We start from the raw sequence: 20882 nt of genomic DNA, 5'->3' as shown, positions 1-20882 counted from the left end.
ACGGTCGATGTGTTTGGCGATCATGGCTTGGGCGGTTTGTTGAAAGAAGGTGGTCATGGAAAATCCCCTAAATGTCTTGGTGGGAATTTAGGGGATTTTGGGGAATTTTGCAAAGGTCTCGGCCTTTATTCCATCAAATAATCAAGCCTGTTTCAATTTTGCATCGGCATCACGCAATGCAGTACGCAGACCTTCCTCGATAACCGGATGGTAGAACGGCATATCCAGCATTTGCGGAATCGTCATCTTCATTTGATGCGCCCAAGCCATCAAGTGTGCCAAATGTTCGGCAGCAGGGCCGACAACTTCCGCACCAATGAAACGGCCGGTTGCTTTCTCAGCATACAAACGCATATGGCCTTTGTTTACCAACATAACGCGGCTTCGGCCTTGGTTTCGGAAGGAAACTTCGCCGATGACAAACTCGTCAGGTTGATATTTCGCTGCAACTTGCGCGTATTTCAAACCGATAGTGGCAATTTGCGGACTGGTAAATACCACACCGATTACGCTACGGCGTAAACCGCCCTCAATATTCGGAAAAATAGCGGCATTGTGACCGGCAATTTTGCCTTGGTCGGAAGCTTCGTGCAGCAGAGGCAATTGATTGGACGCATCGCCTGCAATAAAGATGTGCGGAATGCTGGTTTGCATGGTCAGCGGATCGGCAACAGGCACGCCACGTGCATCTTTTTCGATATTCAGGTTTTCCAAACCGATATTGTCCACGTTCGGACGGCGACCGGCGGCAGCCAAAGCATATTCGGCATGGAATACACCTTTTTCGCCATCTTGTTCCCAATGAACTTCAACATTGCCTTCTGCATCCAATTTAACTTCGGTTTTGGCATCCAAATGCAAAGTCAATTCTTCGCCAAAAACGGTTTTGGCTTCTTCAGCGACAACAGGGTCGGAAATACCGCCAATCGCACCTGCTACGCCAAAAATTTCAACTTTTACGCCCAAACGGTGCAAAGCCTGACCCAACTCTAAGCCGATTACACCAGGACCAAACACGGCCACACTCTTAGGCAGGGTATCCCAAGAGAAAACATCATCGTTCACAATCAAGCGTTCACCTAAAACTTCCCACTGAGGGAAAATCACAGGGCGCGAACCGGTAGCAATCACAAAACTTTTTGCAGTAATTTGAGTGTGATCATCGATTTGGACGGTGTGTTCGTCAACAAATTTTGCCGTACCCATAATACGCTTGTCGGCGGGCCACTCTTCTACATCGCTGACTACAAAACCGACAAAACGGTCGCGTTCGGACTTCACGCGGTGCATGACTTCTTCGCCGTTTACCGTTACGCTGTCTTTATCCAAATGCACGCCAAACGGATCGGTATGCAAAGCATGATGGCGCGCCTCCGCAGCCGCAATCAGCAATTTGGACGGCATACAGCCGACACGCGCACAAGTTGTTCCGAATACATTGTTTTCAATCAGGTAAACATTGTCTGTATGAAGTCGGGCATTGCGAAATGCGCCCATACCAGCTGTACCGCCACCCAGTACTACCACATCTGCTTGAATCTTTTTCATATTTTATCCTTACTGTCTATATCCAAACCGATATTGCCATCAGGTTATCCGTTTTCAGATGGCCTAAACTTCATAAACTATCAAAATTTAAAAATCAATAGCCAATACCTAAATATCGATTTAAAACAATAATCTCAAATTCTACTTGTAAATATAGAGTTATTCAGAGCGCCGATTTGCAAACGTCGTCTAAATAACTCTATATTTGGGTCTTTCAGACGGCCTTTTCAAGCCGTCTTAAGCATACAGGCAATTAGTTTTTAGCCAAGTAAGCTTCCAAGTCTTCGCTGCCGCCGATGTATTTACCGCCGATGAATACTTGAGGAGCAGTCATCTTGCCGGTAATAGCGCGTACGGAAGTAACAGTTGCATCTTTGCCCAATACGATTTCTTCGTAAGACAAGCCTTTGTCTTGCAGAGCTTTTTTAGCTTTAGCACAGAACTGGCAGCCAGGTTTGGTGAAGATGGCAACAGACTCTTGAGCTTTCCAGTCAGGAGCAATGTATTTCAACATAGTGTCAGCGTCAGACACTTTGAAAGGATCGCCTGGTTCTTCAGGTTCGATAAACATTTTTTCAACCACGCCATCGTTAACCAGCATGGAGTAACGCCAAGAGCGTTTACCGAAGCCCAAGTCTTCTTTGCCAACCAACATGCCCATGCCTTCAGTGAATTCACCGTTGCCATCAGGGATCATGTAGATGTTGTCGGCTTCTTCTTCAGCAGCCCAAGCGTTCATTACGAAAGTGTCGTTTACAGATACGCAGTAGATTGCGTCAACACCGTTTTCTTTGAACGCGCCAAACAATTCGTTGTAGCGTGGCAGGTGAGAAGAAGAGCAAGTTGGAGTAAATGCGCCAGGCAGAGAGAACACAACTACTTTTTTGCCTTTGAACAAATCATCAGTAGAAACATCTTTCCAAGTGTCGCCGACACGAGTGCGGAATACTACGGAAGGTACTTTTTGACCGGTACGATCTTGCAAAGCCATTTTTAAGCTCCTTAAAAATTCGGGTTTGAGAAATGAATCAATGCTTGCATTCTAATGCAGGCCTATCGATTTGTATAATTTATAGTTCAAATAATATTAATTACATCAAACTATCAATTCAATTAAACCGAAAACAGCTGTTTCTTTAAATGAAGGCTGTCTGAAATAAAACAAGTACCTGACTGAAATTATTTTTAGGTAAGGGCTGAACGGGCGAATCCGAAGCCACAATTTCGCCGATGGCTGTTTCCGCAATATCCTTCAAAGCATAGCGGTCTTTATCCGGCATATCTGTCGGTTTGTATTGAGGCGAGAAATCCAAACGGATACGGATTTTCTTCATCGAAACAATACGCCATAAAGATTGAAACAGGTTTACCTCCGCATAGGATGGCAAATCCGTCCGTTGTCCTTCGCCATCATAATAGCGTAAGGTTACCGCCTGAATCGGCGCTTTCGCATCAATAGCCGATTGAAACAGGGCTGCTTTAAACGGCAAAATACCCAAGCCGGAAGAAGTGCGCGCCTCGGGGAAAAAACTTACATTCTGCCCTGCTTTCAATGCCGCACAAATCGCCTGATTAATCGGCTCGACATCACGGCGGGAATTGCGGTTGATAAACACCGTACCAGCATTTTTACCCATTTTCCCCAAAACCGGCCAACCGCTGATTTCCTGTTTAGCAATAAAACTGCTCGGATAAACGGCACTCATGGCAAAAATATCCAACCAAGACACATGGTTGGCCACCACCAAAGTACCGCTCACATTTCCTTGAGGCGGTACGCCGATTTCCAATTCAATATCCAAAGCGTCCAACGCACCTTTTCCCAAAACAACCACAGCGTGATTGCGTTCCTCTGCATTATTGCCATCGATGGCACGCAAATCCCGGCCGGTTCTGAATAACCAAGTTGCCAAACGGCAAAGTCGGCTCAGACGTTTAAAAAAAGGAGCTTTTTGTTTAGACATAAAATTTCTTCTGTATTGTGTTCATTATTTTCAGACGGCCTCTGACATTTAAGGCCGTCTGAAACTATTTCTGGCAATTTGGACAATAAAATGTTCCACGCTGCCCCAAAGTTTCTTTAAAAATCAGCCCGCCACATTGGACACAAGGCTCATTATGGCGGCCATAGACCGTATATTCCTGCTGAAAGTAGCCGCTTTTTCCATCACTATTAACGAAGTCTCGCAGCGTACTGCCGCCGGTTTCAATCGCCCTTTGCAGAACCGCTTTAACGTTTTCCACCAATAATGCGCATTCTTTCTTGGTCAGCTTATTCGCCGGACGTAATGGCGAAATACCTGCCTTAAACAGACTTTCATTCGCATAAATATTGCCAACACCAACCACCACCGCATTATCCATCAGCGCTAATTTGACTGCACGCTTTTGGGTTTTCAATTTCTGATACAGGTAATTTGCATCAAAATCATCCGAGAGTGGCTCCGGTCCCAACTTTTCCAACAAAGGATGATGCTCGGCAATACCCTCATACCACAATACCGCACCAAATTTACGCGGATCGTGATAACGCAATACGGTACCGTCATCAAATGCGAAATCCAAATGATCATGCTTATCCGGCATGGCGATACGCTCATCATCGGCGGTAAAAATCCGCATACTGCCGGACATACCCAAATGAATAAGTAAAATACCCGTTTCAAAAGTAATAATCAAATACTTCGCACGACGGTTGCATGCCAAAACTTTGCGCCCGGCCAAAATTTGCGCCAAGTTCGGATGGATAGGCCATCTCAATTTAAACTGGCGAATAATGACTTTTTCTATCTTTTTGCCATCAATATGCGACGCGATTCCGCGTAAAGTCGTTTCCACCTCAGGTAATTCAGGCATCATTATTCTCCAAATTAATCATTATATATAGGCCGTCTGAAAACTATTCGGCCAAACGTGCCGTACTTAAAGCAACCGTATTGCCATCAAATGCAGATTCCAATTCAGGCAAAGGATGGACACCAATTAAATGTTTCGTTAAAACCACACCATAAACCGCTGCACACTGCGGCCACCACCTATCCCCGGCCTTTTCCATAAACCGCCAAAACTTCAAAGTAGATGGCGAATTCACAGCAGGCAGATAATCCATAAACTGCCCATATTCCATTTCAAAACCAATAGCGGCAATTTTTCGTTTCAACTCAGCCAGTGCCAAGCATTGAGATTTCGTAGGCAGTCTTTTACCATCAAACCACGAGCTCAATCCCCACAAAGATTTAGGGTTAAACCCCGTCAAAATCAACCTGCCCTCGGGTTTTAATATCCTAAATGCCTCTTGCAACACCAAATCGGCAGATGAAATTTCCAAAAGATGGGGCATCAATAATACATCCACAGAATGCGTTTCAAATGCCAACATTTCAGCATCCATCCGCACATCACGCGGCACCACAATCATATTTTCAGACGGCCTCTGCCATATACCGCCTAATTGAACTGCCACTTGGCCATTCAAATATTGCAAATGCCGTCTGAAAAAATCCTCCTCTTTTTGAGCAAGATATTGTCCCATTGGCGTTTGCATAAAAAAAGTTTCCATTAAAGGCTTCCCTATGCATCCCGACTTGTGTGACAGAATTTTAACACCACGGCCACATCACACAAGTAAATTCCCTGCTCGACTTGACGTTTAAATGCTGAAACGATACTATCAAAAAGACGAAATTTTATTATATATTTGATAACTTTATTTACTATGGCAAAACTAAAAACCATCGCTCTGACCGTTTCAAGCCTGTCGGCAGTTTCCGCCACGGCCTACGCGCAAAACGCTACGCCCAACCAAGTCGGCATGGCCATGATGCGCCTCAACTCCTCCCTGCTCGACCAAGCCAAAGCACAAACCTTCGGCTCTGGCAGCTTGTGGGCATCATTGCGTAAAGACTTCCGCATTAACGAAGTCAACACAGAACTGGTTCGCCGCCATGAAAATAAATTTGCTGCAAACAGTGCATATTTCGACCGCACCATCTCCCGCAGCAAACCTTATATGTACCATATTGCCAATGAAGTTAAAAAACGCAATATGCCTGCTGAAATCGCTTTGCTGCCTTTCATTGAAAGCGCATTCGTAACCAAAGCCAAATCACACGTCGGCGCATCCGGCCTGTGGCAATTTATGCCGGCTACCGGCCGCCACTTCGGCTTGGAAAAAACGCCTTTGTATGACGGCCGCCACGACGTTTACGCCGCTACCGATGCCGCATTGAACTACCTGCAATACCTGCACGGTATGTTCGGCGACTGGTCTTTGGCCCTTGCCGCTTACAACTGGGGCGAAGGTAATGTTGGTCGCGCCGTAAACCGCGCCCGTGCGCAAGGTTTGGAGCCAACATACGAAAACCTGCGTATGCCGAACGAAACACGCAACTACGTTCCAAAACTTTTAGCCGTGCGCAATATCGTTGCCAATCCACAAACTTTTGGCATGAATATCAGCGAAATCAGCAATCAGCCGTATTTCAAATCTGTCAGCATCGACAAACCTATTGATAACAGCACAATCGCTCGCTTTGCAAACATCAGCGAAAGCGAACTGTTGGCGCTCAACCCAGGTTTCAATGCCCCGGTATTCATCCCTAAAAACAATCGTCGTCTGTTGTTGCCGGTTTCTGCGGTTTCCGCATTTGAGAAGAACTACCGCAATGCCAATCCAGATACTCTGATGTCTTGGGATATCTATACTTCTTTGGGCAACAAAAAACTTAATGCCATTGCCAACGATACCGGCATGAGCGTAGCCGAACTCAAACGCCTCAATGGCCTGAGCGGTAGCGCCATTTCTGAAGGCCGCAGCATTTTGGTGGCTAAAAACTCAGCTACCCAAAGTCAAGACATTATTAACTTTATCGACAAAGACAATACGCCGGATACTTACCAATCCAATATGCCGGCTATGTCTCCAATTATTGCTTCCAGCGTAGCAGAACCGGTTAAAGTTGCTCAAAATACCGTGACCAATATTGTTGCTCCTGTTGTTCCACAGTCCAGCAAACCGGTTGACTTTATTGCACGCAGCAAAGCTGAAAACGTTACTTCCGTAGCGGTAACAGAAACCAAAGCACAACCTCAAGTTGCAAATGCGGAAGTGCCTGCTCCAGTTGCAGCCATGACCCATGCGATTACCGAGACCATTGCTAAAAATGTTACAGAAGCGCCCAAATCAGCCATCCCTGCAGACTTGACTGCGCCGACTGTTGCCGCAGACAATGTAGCCACTACTCCTGTAGTTGAAACTGTTGCCGCTGCGCCGGCGCAAGAAGAGCATGATGACCTGATGGCTTTGGTACAAAGCCAACCTGCGGAGGAACCTACAGCGACTGTTGCTGAAACGACTCCTGAAAATAAACAAGTTCAAACTGTTGTCACTGCCGAAAGCGCTCGTACAGAACGTATCGCAGCCAATACCATTAAACAACAAAGCCGCATCAATGCACGTCTTGCCCGTGTAAGCGGTCAACAAAACACACAAACTGCAGCACTTGCAGCAGGCACACACCGTGTAGCAGATGGTGATACGTTGTTTAACATCTCCAAACGTTACAACTTGAGCGTAGCCGATTTGATTATTGCCAACAATATCAAAGGCAATAATATCAAAAAAGGCCAAATCCTCCGTGTTACAGCTGCTCCGGCAAAAGTCCGCAGCAACCCTATTCAAAACGTTTCCTACACTGTACGCAAAGGCGATACTTTGAACACCATCGCCAGCCGTTTCAATGTTGATGTTAATGATATCCGCCGTTGGAACCGCAATACCCGTACTGTGACTCCTGGTCAACGTTTGAAACTGATCGGTAGCTAATACTTGCTTCAAAACAAAGGCCGTCTGAAATATTCAGACGACCTTTTTCTTTATGATAAATAATAAATTCAATTTTTAAAAACAAAATAGCTATCTCTTCAAGCTATAAATATCTATACAATAACTACCATATAGAAAAAAGAGTGTGTAAAAACACACTCTTTCTCAAACAAATTGCCATCAAATTTTACTCTTAACAGCTGCATTTAAACATATAAATCCTGTATAAACATCACTATGCCGGTGAAAAAGCATCACAGAAGAAGGCAGGTTCCGGTAAAGCACATTTTTGAGTCAGCAAACTTTGCGCACTCTCCGTCATGGCTGGTGACCCGCAAGCATAAACTTCATATTGGCTCAAATCAGGATAATTTTGTGCTGCAACATTTTGCACGTATCCATTCTCCCCTTTCCAATCGGAATCAGGCTTAGAAAGAACAGGAGAGAATTTCGCATTTTTCAGACGGCCTATTACTACTTCTGCTTCTTCCAGTGCATACAAATCCTCCTGCTGACGTGCTCCCCAGTAAAAATGAACCTGACGTTCGCTATTCTGATGAATCAAATCAAGCAAGATGCTGCGGATAGGGGCATAACCTGTACCCGTTGCCAACAAAACAATCGGTTTATCGCTGTCCTTTTGCAAAGTAAACGTCCCCAATGGGCCTTTAACGCGGACAATGCCTTTCTCTTTGATTTTAGGCTCTGCTCCAAAAATCATTTCTGAGCATACGCCGTTTTCACGTTTGCGGATATGTAGTTCCAAAATGCCTTCTTGATCAGGCGAATTGGCGATTGAATAGCTACGGCTGATATTGCCGGGAAGCAGCAAATCAATATATTGCCCGGCATAAAATGCAAATGGCGGCGCTTTAGGCAAAGCCAGTTTGAGCAAAGCAACATCGTGTTTGATTTCAATGTTTTCAATACGTGCCGGCAATGTGCGTACCGGCAAAGCATTTTGATTAAAACCTGGCACATTTATTTTGAGGTCGCTCTTCGCAGTGGTACAACACAATAACACTTTGCCCTGTGCTTTTTCTTCTTCACTGATGGCTTTATCAATATGCTTGCCCATTTCAAATTCGCCACTAATCAACTCGGCCTTACACTGCCCGCAAGCACCGCTTTTGCAAGAATGAGGCAAATTTAAATTCTGACGGGTTGCGGCAGCAAGAACAGTTTCGTCCTCATTCGCCGTAAATGTAGTTTGATCTGGTAAGGTAATGGTATGTGTCATGGTATTTAGAATAAATTTATTATCAAAAACAAAGGCCGTCTGAAAATAAAACCTGTTTTCAGACGGCCTGTCCTATCTATCAAGCCAATTTGGCTTTAATCAACTCTTGAACCTGAGCCGGATTGGCCTTGCCTTTACTTGCTTTCATCACTTGACCGACAATCGCATTTAAGGCTTTTTCATTACCAGAACGGAATTGCTCAATGGCTTTCGCATTGTTTGCCAACACTTCATCCACCATCGCTTCAATTGCACCAGTGTCAGTAATTTGTTGCAAACCATGTTTCTCGATGATTTCTGCAATACCTGCTTCAGGCTCGGCCCACATTGCTTCAAAAGCTTTTTTCGCCAGTTTGCTGCTTAATGTTCCATCTGCAACTTTAACAACCAACTCGGCAAGGCGTGGAGCTGTAATCGGGCTTTCAGCCAATTCCAAACCTTCTTTGTTCAAGGTGGCGGCAAGCTCGCCGTTCATCCAGTTCGCCGTTAATTTACCTTGGCCGCAGGCTTTGGCTGCTTCTTCAAAGTAGGCAGCTTGAGCGCGGCTGGCAGTCAACAGGCGCGCATCATAGTCAGACACGCCGTAATCGGCAACAAAACGCGCCGCCATTTCATGCGGCAATTCAGGCATTTCATCTTTGGCTTTTTGCAACTGACCGTCTGAAATAATGACCGGCAGCAAATCCGGATCTGGGAAATAGCGGTAATCGTGTGCATCTTCTTTCAAACGCATCACGCGGGTTTCACCTTTTTCAGGGTCAAACAACATAGTTGCCTGCTGTACTTTACCGCCGTCTTCCAAAATTTCGATTTGCGCTTCCACTTCATAATTGATGGCTTGTTCCAAGAAGCGGAAAGAGTTGAGGTTTTTGATTTCACGGCGTGTACCGAACTCAGCCTGACCTTTTGGACGTACAGAAACGTTGGCATCAACGCGGAACGAGCCTTCCGCCATATTACCGTCGCAAATATCCAGCCAAGTCACCAAACCGTGCAACGCTTTAGCGTATGCCACGGCTTCGGCCGCGGAACGCATTTCAGGCTCGGAGACAACTTCCAACAAAGGCGTACCGGCACGGTTCAAGTCGATGCCAGTAGCACCATTTAAACCTTCATGTACGGATTTACCCGCATCTTCTTCCATGTGCGCACGGGTAACATTGATGGTTTTAACCTCATCGCCTACTACAATTTCCAGTTTGCCATGTTCCACAATCGGCAAATCCAACTGGCTGATTTGATAGCCTTTTGGCAAATCAGGATAAAAATAGTTTTTACGGTCGAACACGTTTTTCTGATTGATTTTCGCATCCAAAGCCAAACCGAGTTTGATGGCTTTTTCGACGACTTCGCGGTTCATTACCGGCAATACGCCCGGCAACGCACACTCAACCACGCTGGCGTGGGCATTAGGCTCGGCACCGAATGCAGTGGATGCGCCGCTGAAGATTTTGGATTGGGTGTTGAGTTGGACGTGGATTTCCAGTCCGATTACGGTTTCCCAAGTCATAAGGGTCTTTCTGTCGAAAAAAAGTTAATCGGTTAAATGAGTGATTCGTTTTTCAGACGGCCTGAATAAAACACCATAATAGGCCGTCTGTAAGATAAGTTTATTTCCTGCGGCGTTGGAAACCGGGCAGTTGCCAATGGAAACGGTATGCAGTCAGGCGAAACAACAATCCGCTGGCAAAGAGCAGGTTTAACGTAAAAATATTAATCCAGCCCAAATGCCCGAACAGATAAATCAGTCCGCCAATCAAAATGGCTACGCTGCCGTAAAGGTCGGTGCGCAAAATCATCGGCACATCATTGACCAAAATATCGCGCGCAATACCGCCGCCAACGGCAGTCACAAAAGCCAAAGAAATAACGCCGAACAGATTAAGCTGCAAAGCCATACCGATTTGTGCGCCGGTAATGCTGAAAGCTGCCAAACCGATGGCATCGGCAATAATAAAAGCAGCGGCCAAATAGGTGCTGCGATAACGTTGCACCCTTATCAACCATGCAATGGCAAGCGTGGCAAACACAACAATCAACGCATCGGTTTGCAAAAACACTTGCGGAATCCGGCCGACCAAGCCATCGCGTATCACGCCGCCGCCGACAGCCGTCAATAACGCAGTAATGACGACACCGAGTACATCCAACCGCTTGTTGTAGCCGACCAAATAGCCGGAAATGGCAAACGCGGCTGTCCCAATGATTTGAATGAAATCGGTGGCTGTCATAATTTTTTAAATATCTACAATATGCAGCACCTCAATACATTCAGGCGCTTTTATATGGTTTATTTTCAGACGGCCTTGAATCATCAAGGCCCTAAAACATTATTCCGGCGCTTTAGTGTGCCAATCGCTGTTCAGTTGAACTTGATGTGCGGCACCCAAAATTTTGGCTTCGGAGAAATAGTTGCCGATAAATTGCACACCAATCGGCAGGCCGTTTGCGCTGAAACCGGCAGGCAGAGTCAGTGCAGGCAAACCGGCAAGGTTTACGGCGATGGTGTAAATATCGGACAAGTACATTTGCACAGGATCGTGGATGTCGCTGCCAAGTTTTGGCGCGGCAGTCGGCGCCGTCGGCGCCAAAATGAAATCACATTGACCAAAGGCCGTCTGAAAATCATTGGCAACCAGACGACGCAGTTTTTGCGCTTTCAGATAATAAGCATCGTAGTAACCATGACTCAATACATAAGTACCGATCATGATACGGCGTTTGACCTCGCTACCGAAACCTTCGGCACGGGTGTTGCTGTACATTTCTTCCAAATCGCCGAATTGTGCCGCACGATGGCCATAACGTACGCCGTCGAAACGGGATAAGTTGGTACTTGCTTCCGCAGAGGCAAGAACGTAATAAGCAGGAATCGACAATGATGTTTGCGGCAGGGAAACTTCAACAGTCTCCGCACCTTGTGCTTTGAGCAAATCGATAACGCTTTGCAAGGCCGTCTGAACATCGGCATCAGCGCCTTCGCCGAAATATTCTTTAGGCAAACCGATTTTCAAACCTTTGAGCGGCTTGTCCAAATCACGTGTGTAGTCTTCTTGGTCGCGTTCCAAGCTGGTGGAATCACGCTCGTCAAAGCTGGCCATGGTGTTCAACAAAATCGCGCAGTCTTCGGCCGTTTGCGCCATAGGGCCGGCTTGGTCAAAGCTGGAAGCATAAGCAACCATACCGAAACGTGAAACCGTACCGTAAGTCGGCTTGATGCCGGTAATACCGCAATGCGACGCAGGCTGACGGATAGAACCGCCGGTATCCGAACCCAACGCAGCAGGTGCCAAACGCGCTGCAATTACAGCAGCCGAACCGCCTGACGAACCGCCGGGAACATGTTCAAGATTCCATGGGTTTTTGGTTGCGCCGTAGAACGAAGTCTCATTGGTCGAACCCATAGCAAATTCGTCCATATTGGTACGGCCAAGAGTGACCATGCCGGCATCCAACAGGTTTTGCACCACAGTGGCAGTATAAGGAGAAACAAAGTTATCCAACATTTTGGAGCTGCATGCACTGCGCCAACCTGTTTGGCAGAAAATATCTTTGTAAGCAACTGGCACACCGGTCAAAGCCGTTGCATTACCGGCCGCGATACGCGCATCGGCTGCTTTGGCTTCTGCAAGGGTCTTATCTTGATCGATGGTCACATAGCCATTGATGGCAGGGTTTTTCGCAGCAATAGCTGCCAAATATTCGGTCGCCAATTCGACTGCGGAAATTTGTTTGGATTGCAGCAGGCTGCTGGCTTGTTTGAGCGTGTAAGCGGTCATTGTGCCGTACTTTCTATAAAACAGTTTTTGCTTTCAAAACAGATATTGAAAACATCCGTTTAGATCAATAAATCGGGCCGTCTGAAACCTTATTCTTCAATTACTTGAGGAACGATATACAGGCGGTTGCGCACTTCGGGGGCAACAGCCTGATATTCTGCAGCGTGATCGGTTTCAGTCACTTTATCTTCGCGTAGGCGCAAAGCGGCTTCGTGCGGATGCGCCATGGGTTCGATGCCGTCGGTATTGACGCTTTGCATGTTTTCAACCATGGCGAAAATGTCGTTCAACTCGGCAAGCGTTTTGTTTTTTTCTTCGTCCGTTAAAGTGAGGCGCGAGAGTTTTGCGATTTTTTCCACATCATTTAAGCTTAAAGCCATAAAAAATCCTTGTCTGATAGCAATGCCTCTTGGGTTTGGGGTATCATTGCATTTCGTCTTCTATGAAGCGAAGAATTATAACCGAAAACCAAACAGGTTGGCATGGTGTTTTATTTCAGACGGCCTTTTAAGGGGGCATTTATCCGTCTAAAACCGTGTACCTGTTTTTCTTATTTTAAATAATGCTAAACACATCCGGGCTGGGCCGGAATTTCAGGAATCCTATGTTTCGTCTTTTATCTCGTTTCCTCTCTAATGACATTGCCATCGACTTGGGCACGGCCAACACGCTGATTTTTGTACGCGGCAAAGGGATTGTTTTGGATGAGCCGTCCATGGTTGCGATTCAATCCGGCGCAGGCAATAAAAGTAAAATTATGGCAGTGGGCACGGAAGCCAAAAAAATGCAGGGCCGTGCGCCGCGCAATATTGAAATCGTCCGCCCGATGAGGGACGGCGTGATTGCTGATTTTGTGATTACCGAGCGTATGCTGGGTATGTTGATTAAAAAGCCACCGAAGGACGGTCTTTGGTTCCGCCTCGTGTGGTTATCTGTGTTCCGGGTGGCTCTACCCAAGTGGAACGTAAAGCAATTTTGGATTCAGCGTTTGCTGCCGGCGCGGCAAGCGTGCATTTGATTGAAGAACCGATGGCCGCCGCTTTGGGAGCGGGCTTGCCGATTGAAGATGCGGCAGGTTCGATGATTGTCGATATTGGCGGCGGTACGACCGAAATCGGCATTCTTTCACTGGGCGGCATGGCCTATTCTGCTTCCGTCCGCGCAGCCGGCGATGAATTCGATAAAAGTATCATCCATTACCTGCGCCGTCATCGCGGTGTCTTGATTGGTGAAGCTACGGCAGAAGAATTGAAGAAACAAATCGGCTCTGCCTCGGGCTTTGAAACCGAAACAGCCATGCGCATTAAAGGCCGCGATCTGGCCGAAGGTACGCCTAAATCATTGGCGGTTACTTCAAATGAAATTCGTGAAGCATTGAGTGAAACGGTGAATCAAATCATACGTGCCGTCCGTCTGACTTTGGAACAGGCTCCGCCAGAACTGGCCGGCGACATTGCCGACCGCGGTATTATGCTGACCGGCGGCGGCGCACTTCTGCACGGTATCGATACCGTCTTGGCCGATGCAACCGGCCTGCCCGTCGGTATTGCCGATCAGCCTCTGAACTGCGTCGCCTATGGTGCCGGTAAAGCTTTGGACTATATCGGCAAATGGGATACCGTGTTTACGGAAAACCCATAAGGTAGATGGTTATGGAACGCTCTTCTTTGCGCTTTGACGAGGCAAAAGGCCCTAAGCTGTTGCCTCGTTTTGTCGTTTATGTCGTCCTGGCGGCCGGCCTGATGGTGGCCGATTACCGCTTTTCATTGATGCAGCCGGTGCGTGCGGCAGTAATGCCCATGCTCTACCCTGTTCAATGGCTGGCGAATCAACCTGTTCAACTTTATCAATATTTTGCCGACCTCTCCCAGTCCAAATCCGAGCTCTTGGAACAGAACCGCCAGCTTTTAGATGAAAATGGCCGTCTGAAAATCGATTTGCAGCGGGATAAAGTCAATACCGATGAATTGCGCGAATTGAAAAAACTGTATGGTTTGCAACAAAAAGGCATTCACAACGTTATCGGTGCGGAAGTCATTTCCAATGGCAAAGATCCGCTTTCCGAAAGACTGATTATCGGCAAGGGCAGCCAAGACGGTTTGAAAGTTGGCGATGCAGTCATCGATCAAAGCGGTTTGATTGGCCTGTTGACACAAGTTCACACACAAAGCGCGGAAATTGAACTGATCTCAAGTGGACAAAGCATTGTCCCCGTAGCCGTCAGCCGCACCGGTGAAAGCAATTTGGCATACGGCAATGGCAACGGTTTGGATTTGCGCTATTTTCCAACCGGCTCAGACTTGAAACCCGGCGATATTCTGCTGACTTCCGGCCTGGATGGTACTTATCCGGCGGGGATTCCCGTTGCAACCGTCAGCAAGGTTGTCCGCGCATCGGGAACACCTTATTACGATACGCAACTGACGCCTTTGGCCGCTTTACGCAGCAGCCGTTTTGTCTTGGTACTTTCTTCCGGCCCTTCTTCCCCACGCTGATTTCATGAACGATTTTGACGATTCTTACCGTGCAGTACCGCTGCACATCATGGCGGCCAGTCTCATTGTGATGATGATACTGGACTTTATGCCGTTTTCCTTTGACGGATTCTTCTGGCTGCCTGAAATGACGGCACTGATGTTGCTGTATTGGACATTGCACCAACCGCAACGCGCAGGCATGGGACTGGCTTTTGCCATCGGCCTGATTGTCGATGCCGCAACCGCCGCAACTTTAGGATTGCACGCCCTGTCTTACGTCGTGATGACTTATTTCATCTTAAACCGCCGCCGCCAAATCATGCTTTACGGCCACATTATGCAATTGGCCGCTGTCTTGGCTGCCCTGCTTCTCAATCAGGCCGTCTTAACTGTTGCACGTCTGTTCCTCAATCATCAGGTCATCACTTTGCAAGGCTTTGCTGCCCCATTTGTCGGCGCACTGCTTTGGCCGATACTCAGCCAGTTGATGCTGATTGTGACCCGTATTTACCGCTCCCACTGAAAAGATGAAACCGATTCTTCCACGCCGTCTTTCCGGTGGTCAACATACCAAAAAACCTTCCGCTCAGGCAGCACAAGCCGATGCTTTGTTGCGCCTGCTCGTTGCCTTTATCCTGATTGTCATCTTCTTTTCCATCTTACTGGCGCGGTTCTTCTACCTGCAAGTAACTCAACACAATGAGTTTTCCGGCCAGGCATCGAGCAACCGCATCACCCTGATTCCAACGCCGCCCGTACGTGGCGAAATCGTCGATATCAACGGCGTTTCCTTGGCCAAAAACTATCCTGTCTTTTCGCTCGAAGTTATTCCCAGCCGTATCGAAGGCAAGATGGAAGATGTCATTGAAGCATTGAAAAAATATGTCGATATCACGCCGACAGATTTGAAACGCTTCAGAAAATACCGCGAAAGCTATCGAAAATTTGAAAATATCCCGCTCAAGCTCAGGCTGACCGATGAAGAGGCCGCCCGTTTGTCCGTACATCTGCGCGAATTCAAAGGCGTAGAGGTCAATTCACGCACATTCCGCGAATATCCTTACGGCAAGCTGACTTCCCATTTTTTTAGGCTACATCGGCCGTATTAGCGATAAAGACAAAGAAATGCTGGAAGAAGAAGGCCTGACCGCTCTCTACCGCGGCAGTACGCATATCGGCAAATCCGGCTTGGAAAAATATTACGAACACCAGCTTCATGGCGTTCCAGGCTATCAGGAAGTCGAAAAAGATGCTTACGGCAATATCGTCCGCGTATTGAAAAATGTCCCGTCCAAGATGGGGCAAACCTTGCGCCTAGGCATGGATATCCGCATGCAGCAGGAAGCCGACCGAATTTTGGGCGACCGCCGTGGCGCATTGGTGGCTATCAATCCGCAAGATGGTACTGTCTTGGCTTTTGTTTCCAAGCCTTCCTTCGATCCCAATCTCTTTATTGACGGCATCGACAGCGACACTTGGAAAATGCTGAATGACGATTGGAAAAAGCCTTTGATCAACCGCGTTACCCAAGGCCTTTATCCGCCAGGTTCTACATTCAAACCCTTTATGGGCATGGCCTTGTTGGAAAGCGGCAAAATCACTCAGAACACCATCGTCCCCGCCCCCGGCGCATGGAGCATACCCGGCAGCCGCCATATTTTCCGCGACTCCGTCCGCAGCGGTCACGGCTCGGCCAACTTGAGCAAAGCCATTCAAGTATCCTCAGATACTTTCTTCTACCGTTTGGGTTACGAAATGGGTATCGATAAAGCCGCTCCGTATCTGGCGCAATTCGGTTTCGGCCAAAAAACCGGCATTGACCTGCCCAGCGAATACGCAGGCGTTTTGCCCAGCCGTGAATGGAAAGCCAAACGCTTTGCCAAGTCTTCCGACCCGACCGCGAAAGAATGGCGCGCCGGCGAAATGGTTTCCGTCAGTATCGGCCAAGGCTACAACGCCTACACGCCTTTGCAAATGGCACATGCGACAGCTTCTCTTGCCAATGACGGTGTCGTTCATCAGCCGCATTTAGTCAAAGAAGTATTGGACTTCGGCGCACGCAAAATTACCCGTATCAACCCCAATCCCGAGCGTCAAATTCCATTCAAAGCCGATAACTTCGAATACGTCAAACGCGCAATGGAAAAGGTATTGAAACCGGGCGGCACGGCACACCGTATCGGTGGCGGACTCGCTTATACGATGGGTGGTAAAACCGGTACGGCCCAGGTCGTACAAATCAAACAAGGCGGCCGCTACAATGCCGCAGCCCTGCGCGAACAACACCGCGACCACGCATGGTTTATCTCGTTTGCGCCATTGGAAAAACCTGAAATCGCCATTGCCGTTATTTTGGAAAACGGCGGCTGGGGTGCGTATGCCGCGCCATTGGCCCGTGAAATGACTGATTTTTATATGCTTCACGTCAAGCCGCAACAGTTTTCAGACGGCCTTGAATCAGATTCGGCTAAAACCGAAACAACGGACAAACATCAGCCTATTACCAGCATTTTCCAATCTGCCTACGGACTGACCCCGACAAGCCCTGCCTCACAGCCGGAGGCTCATCATGAATAACACATCAGCGTGGAAAAATTTCAAATCCACCATTGCAGCCCCGATTGATCCTTGGCTGTTTTTTGCCATGCTCGCCATCTACATCATGAGCCTGTTCCTGCTCTATTCTGCAGACGGGCAAGAGTTCGGTCAATTGGAAAACAAAACTATCCATACCGTTTTGGGCTTTACTCTTTTATGGATTATCGCCGTATTCAAGCCGCAAACGGCTGCCAAAATTGCCCTGCCTGTTTACATTGTCGGCGTATTACTGCTGATTGGCGTCGAAGTTGCCGGCGTTACCGTCAACGGCTCGACCCGTTGGCTGAGTCTCGGCTTTACCCGTATCCAACCTTCCGAAATCATGAAAATCGGTATTCCCATGACTGTCGCGTGGTATTTCCAACGCTATGAAGGCCGTCTGAAATGGATACATTATATTGTCGCCCTCGTTCTGATTCTTGTTCCTGTCACCCTGATTTTGAAACAGCCAGATCTGGGGACGGCAGCACTGATTATGGCTTCGGGCATTTTTGTCATCTTTTTTGCCGGATTGCCCTGGAAAGCCATTTTTGCCGCTATTATTGCCTTTGTGGCCACCCTGCCGCTCTTGTGGAACTACGGCATGCACGACTACCAGAAAACCCGCGTCCTTACCCTGCTCGACCCAACCAAAGACCCGTTGGGCGCAGGCTACCACATCATCCAATCCATGATTGCCATCGGCTCGGGTGGTGTATGGGGTAAAGGCTGGCTCAACGGTACACAAACCCATTTGGACTATATTCCCGAATCAACGACTGACTTTATTTTCGCGGTATTCGGCGAAGAGTTCGGCTTGATTGGCAATATCCTGTTGCTGCTGGTTTACCTTATCATTCTGGCACGCGGATTGTGGATTGCCGCGCAAGCGCAATCCCTTTACAGCCGCACTCTGGCAGGCGCGTTGACCATGACCTTTTTCTGCTATGCCTTTGTAAACATGGGCATGGTCAGCGGTATTTTGCCCGTTGTCGGCGTCCCCCTCCCCTTGGTCAGCTATGGCGGTACGGCTACGCTTTCCATCATGGTGGTGCTCGCCCTGTTGATGGGTATTGCCAATGAACACAAAAACCGCCGCCGTAATGCGGATAACGATGACCTAACTGAAAGCGAGGAATAATATGGAACTGGGTGTAGAAATCGGCAAGCTGCTCGTGGCATTTCTCGTGCTGATCAACCCCTTCAGCGCGCTCTCGATTTATCTTGACCTGACACAAAACCACAGCACCAAAGAAAAGCGCAGAATCGCGCGTACTGCCGCATTGGCTGTTTTCATCGTGATTGTCGTCTTTGCACTGGGCGGCGGTATCTTGTTGAAAGTACTCGGCATCAGCGTCGGCTCCTTCCAAGTCGGCGGCGGTATTCTGGTTTTGCTGATTGCCATCTCCTTAATGAACGGCAACGATAATCCTGCCAAGCCCAAAATCGACCCCAATTCAGAAGAGCATCACCATGAGCAACAAGTCCGCCGCAATGAAAAAGCCATTGCCGTCGTCCCCATTGCCATTCCGATTACCATCGGTCCCGGCGGTATTTCTACCGTCATCATTTACTCCTCTGCCGCCAAAAATTACAGCGATATTGCCCTAATTATCATCTCCGGCTTTCTGGTCAGCCTGATTTGCTATCTCATCCTGATCGTTGCCGGACGCATCAGTAAACGCTTGGGCACGACCGGCCTGACCATCCTCAACCGTATCATGGGCATGATGCTTGCCGCCATTTCCGTAGAGATTATTGTTGCCGGCCTAAAATCTATTTTCCCCCAACTGGTCGCTTGAAGTACAATCATCACAATAAAAGGCCGTCTGAAACATTTTCAGACGGCCTCATAAAAACATAAAAACAAAGGAGCCAACCATGTTTCACAGCACCCACGTTTTCACCGGAGAAACCATTTACCACCGACCGGCGCAAAGCTATACCGAGTTCACCGACGAATTAAACCGCCTCCAAGCCATTCAGCAAACCTTCGCCCAATCAAGCATTACTGAGCGCACTACCCTCTTACAGCAATTTGCCGACAGCCTCACCCAAAACCAGGAACGCCTCGCTGAAATGGTTTGCGAAGAAGTCGGACGCTGCCTGCACGAATGCCGTGCCGAAATCAGTAAATCCATCGAGCTTATCCGCTACTACGTCCGCCTTGCCCCCGAACTGCTTGCCCATAAAACCATCGCCACCCAAGCCAGCCTCAGCCAAGTCCGCTTCGAGCCTTTGGGTGTTGTTTTGGCGGTCATGCCGTGGAACTACCCTGTTTGGCAAATTTTACGATTTGCCATCCCTGCCCTGTGCGCCGGCAATGCCTGCGCGGTCAAACCTGCGCCCAGTGTTGCCCGCGTCAGCGAAACCCTATTCAGCCTTGTCCCAGAAGGTTTGCCGCTTATCGGCGCATGGTTGAGCCATGAAGACACGCTTCAAGCCATTGAAGATACCGATGCCATGGCGTTTACCGGTTCGACCCATACCGGCCGCCTGCTGGCCGCCCATGCAGGTAAACATCTGAAAAAAACCGTCCTTGAACTGGGTGGCAGCAATCCGTTTATCATCCTGCCCGATGCCGATCTGCAACGCGCAGCCATCGATGCCTGCTATTCGCGCTTTCGCGATGCCGGACAATCCTGCAATGCTGCCAAACGCATCGTTGTTACCCAAGATATTGCCGAACAATTTATCCCACTCTTCCTTGCCGAGTGCGCCAAACTGCAAACAGGCAATCCCAAAGATCCGAACACCACCCTTGCCCCGCTTCACCGTGAAGACTTGCGCCAAAACGTGCACGAGCAGGTTCAAGATGCAGTTGCACACGGTGCGCAATGCTTGAGCGGCGGCTATATTCCTGATGGACAAAGCTGGTTTTACCCGGCTACTGTCTTGGATCGAGTCAATCCAAACTGCCGCGTTTGGCATGAAGAAGTTTTCGGCCCGGTTGCCATGATCTTACGCGCCGACAATCCAGATCACGCCGTTGCGCTTGCCAATGACACACCTTTCGGCCTCGGCGCCTGTATCTACACAGCCGACACGGCAAACGCATGGCAATACGCCGAAAAAATCCAAGCAGGCTCTGTCTTTATCAACCGCCACACCAGCAGCGACCTGCGCCTTCCCTTTGGCGGAGTCAAAGCTTCAGGTTATGGACGTGAGCTATCAGAATTCGGGCTATACGAGTTCGTCAACATCAAAACCTATTGGCAAAAATAAACCGTTTCATTAACTCAGGCCGTCTGAAAACCCAATTTCAGACGGCCTGATGTTTTTTAAAGACTGGCAAAAATGTTATATTTAAAACCCATACCAATTCTGCAAAATCAAAGCAGCTACAAAAATAAGAAACCTATTTTAAGAAAGACAATTACTATATTTCCACGCCTTATTTTCGAATACGACAGTCTTGAGACCTTTGACTAAAACCC

General features: G+C 48.1%; 16 protein-coding genes and 2 pseudogenes. 8 read left to right on the top strand and 10 right to left on the bottom strand.

Annotation, left to right across the window (positions count from 1 at the left end; all coding sequences use genetic code 11):
• Nucleotides 1-141: 141 nt before the first annotated feature.
• From TW89_RS09590 to TW89_RS09570, 5 genes are all read right to left on the bottom strand, one after another.
• Nucleotides 142-1548, bottom strand: coding sequence for a dihydrolipoyl dehydrogenase (locus TW89_RS09590; RefSeq protein WP_128581301.1), 1407 nt, complete (start codon nt 1546-1548; stop codon nt 142-144).
• A 253-nt stretch (nt 1549-1801) separates the two neighbouring features.
• Nucleotides 1802-2539 carry a redoxin family protein gene (locus TW89_RS09585; protein WP_003747251.1) on the bottom strand — a complete coding sequence of 246 codons (738 nt, stop codon included), beginning with the start codon at nt 2537-2539 and terminating at the stop codon, nt 1802-1804.
• A gap of 145 nt (nt 2540-2684) precedes the next feature.
• Nucleotides 2685-3512 carry a 1-acylglycerol-3-phosphate O-acyltransferase gene (locus TW89_RS09580; protein WP_128581300.1) on the bottom strand — a complete coding sequence of 276 codons (828 nt, stop codon included), beginning with the start codon at nt 3510-3512 and terminating at the stop codon, nt 2685-2687.
• Between the two features lie 64 nt (nt 3513-3576).
• On the bottom strand, nt 3577-4404 hold the full coding sequence (mutM, locus tag TW89_RS09575; protein ID WP_039862265.1) for a DNA-formamidopyrimidine glycosylase: 828 nt from the start codon (nt 4402-4404) through the stop codon (nt 3577-3579).
• A gap of 43 nt (nt 4405-4447) precedes the next feature.
• Nucleotides 4448-5107 (bottom strand): class I SAM-dependent methyltransferase, encoded by a 660-nt coding sequence (locus TW89_RS09570; protein WP_004520133.1) that lies wholly within the window; start codon nt 5105-5107, stop codon nt 4448-4450.
• A gap of 156 nt (nt 5108-5263) precedes the next feature.
• Here TW89_RS09570 and TW89_RS09565 point away from each other — a divergent pair, with 156 nt between their 5' ends.
• The gene (locus TW89_RS09565) at nt 5264-7372 is read left to right on the top strand and encodes a LysM peptidoglycan-binding domain-containing protein (protein WP_128581299.1); all 2109 of its coding nucleotides are present in this window, start codon (nt 5264-5266) and stop codon (nt 7370-7372) included.
• 235 nt (nt 7373-7607) lie between these two features.
• Here TW89_RS09565 and TW89_RS09560 read toward each other — a convergent pair whose 3' ends face one another.
• The 5 genes from TW89_RS09560 to gatC form a co-directional block, all read right to left on the bottom strand.
• Nucleotides 7608-8612, bottom strand: coding sequence for a 2Fe-2S iron-sulfur cluster-binding protein (locus TW89_RS09560; RefSeq protein ID WP_128581298.1), 1005 nt, complete (start codon nt 8610-8612; stop codon nt 7608-7610).
• 79 nt (nt 8613-8691) lie between these two features.
• The gene (gene gatB / locus TW89_RS09555; protein ID WP_128581297.1) at nt 8692-10122 is read right to left on the bottom strand and encodes an Asp-tRNA(Asn)/Glu-tRNA(Gln) amidotransferase subunit GatB; all 1431 of its coding nucleotides are present in this window, start codon (nt 10120-10122) and stop codon (nt 8692-8694) included.
• 100 nt (nt 10123-10222) lie between these two features.
• The gene (locus tag TW89_RS09550) at nt 10223-10843 is read right to left on the bottom strand and encodes a trimeric intracellular cation channel family protein (protein WP_128581296.1); all 621 of its coding nucleotides are present in this window, start codon (nt 10841-10843) and stop codon (nt 10223-10225) included.
• A 99-nt stretch (nt 10844-10942) separates the two neighbouring features.
• Entirely contained in the window at nt 10943-12391 is a 1449-nt protein-coding gene (gene gatA, locus TW89_RS09545; RefSeq protein WP_128581295.1) for an Asp-tRNA(Asn)/Glu-tRNA(Gln) amidotransferase subunit GatA, read from the bottom strand.
• 89 nt (nt 12392-12480) lie between these two features.
• Complete coding sequence (gene gatC / locus TW89_RS09540; RefSeq protein WP_003685110.1) at nt 12481-12771, bottom strand: Asp-tRNA(Asn)/Glu-tRNA(Gln) amidotransferase subunit GatC; 291 nt, start codon at nt 12769-12771, stop codon at nt 12481-12483.
• 182 nt (nt 12772-12953) lie between these two features.
• Between gatC and TW89_RS09535 the strand changes: the two are divergent.
• The 7 genes and pseudogenes from TW89_RS09535 (at nt 12954) to TW89_RS09505 (ending at nt 20670) form a co-directional block, all read left to right on the top strand.
• Nucleotides 12954-14032 (top strand): annotated as a pseudogene (locus TW89_RS09535) (rod shape-determining protein).
• Nucleotides 14033-14043: 11 nt separating this feature from the next.
• A complete protein-coding gene (mreC, locus tag TW89_RS09530; protein WP_128581294.1) occupies nt 14044-14886 on the top strand; it encodes a rod shape-determining protein MreC in 843 nt (280 codons plus the stop codon).
• 4 nt (nt 14887-14890) lie between these two features.
• Nucleotides 14891-15391, top strand: coding sequence for a rod shape-determining protein MreD (mreD, locus tag TW89_RS09525; RefSeq protein ID WP_128581293.1), 501 nt, complete (start codon nt 14891-14893; stop codon nt 15389-15391).
• 4 nt (nt 15392-15395) lie between these two features.
• Nucleotides 15396-17445 (top strand): annotated as a pseudogene (gene mrdA / locus TW89_RS09520) (penicillin-binding protein 2).
• Nucleotides 17438-18586: a rod shape-determining protein RodA gene (gene rodA / locus TW89_RS09515; RefSeq protein WP_128581292.1), complete on the top strand. Its 1149-nt coding sequence runs from the start codon at nt 17438-17440 to the stop codon at nt 18584-18586. The pseudogene mrdA and the gene rodA overlap by 8 nt, the downstream one beginning before the upstream one ends.
• 1 nt (nt 18587) lies before the next feature.
• Nucleotides 18588-19247 (top strand): MarC family protein, encoded by a 660-nt coding sequence (locus TW89_RS09510; RefSeq protein ID WP_049331467.1) that lies wholly within the window; start codon nt 18588-18590, stop codon nt 19245-19247.
• 79 nt (nt 19248-19326) lie between these two features.
• On the top strand, nt 19327-20670 hold the full coding sequence (locus tag TW89_RS09505; RefSeq protein WP_128581291.1) for an aldehyde dehydrogenase family protein: 1344 nt from the start codon (nt 19327-19329) through the stop codon (nt 20668-20670).
• Nucleotides 20671-20882: the final 212 nt, after the last annotated feature.

Source organism: Neisseria flavescens (assembly GCF_001618065.1).
GTDB classification, from domain to species: domain Bacteria; phylum Pseudomonadota; class Gammaproteobacteria; order Burkholderiales; family Neisseriaceae; genus Neisseria; species Neisseria flavescens_A.
This window is presented reverse-complemented; position numbering and strand designations above follow the sequence as displayed.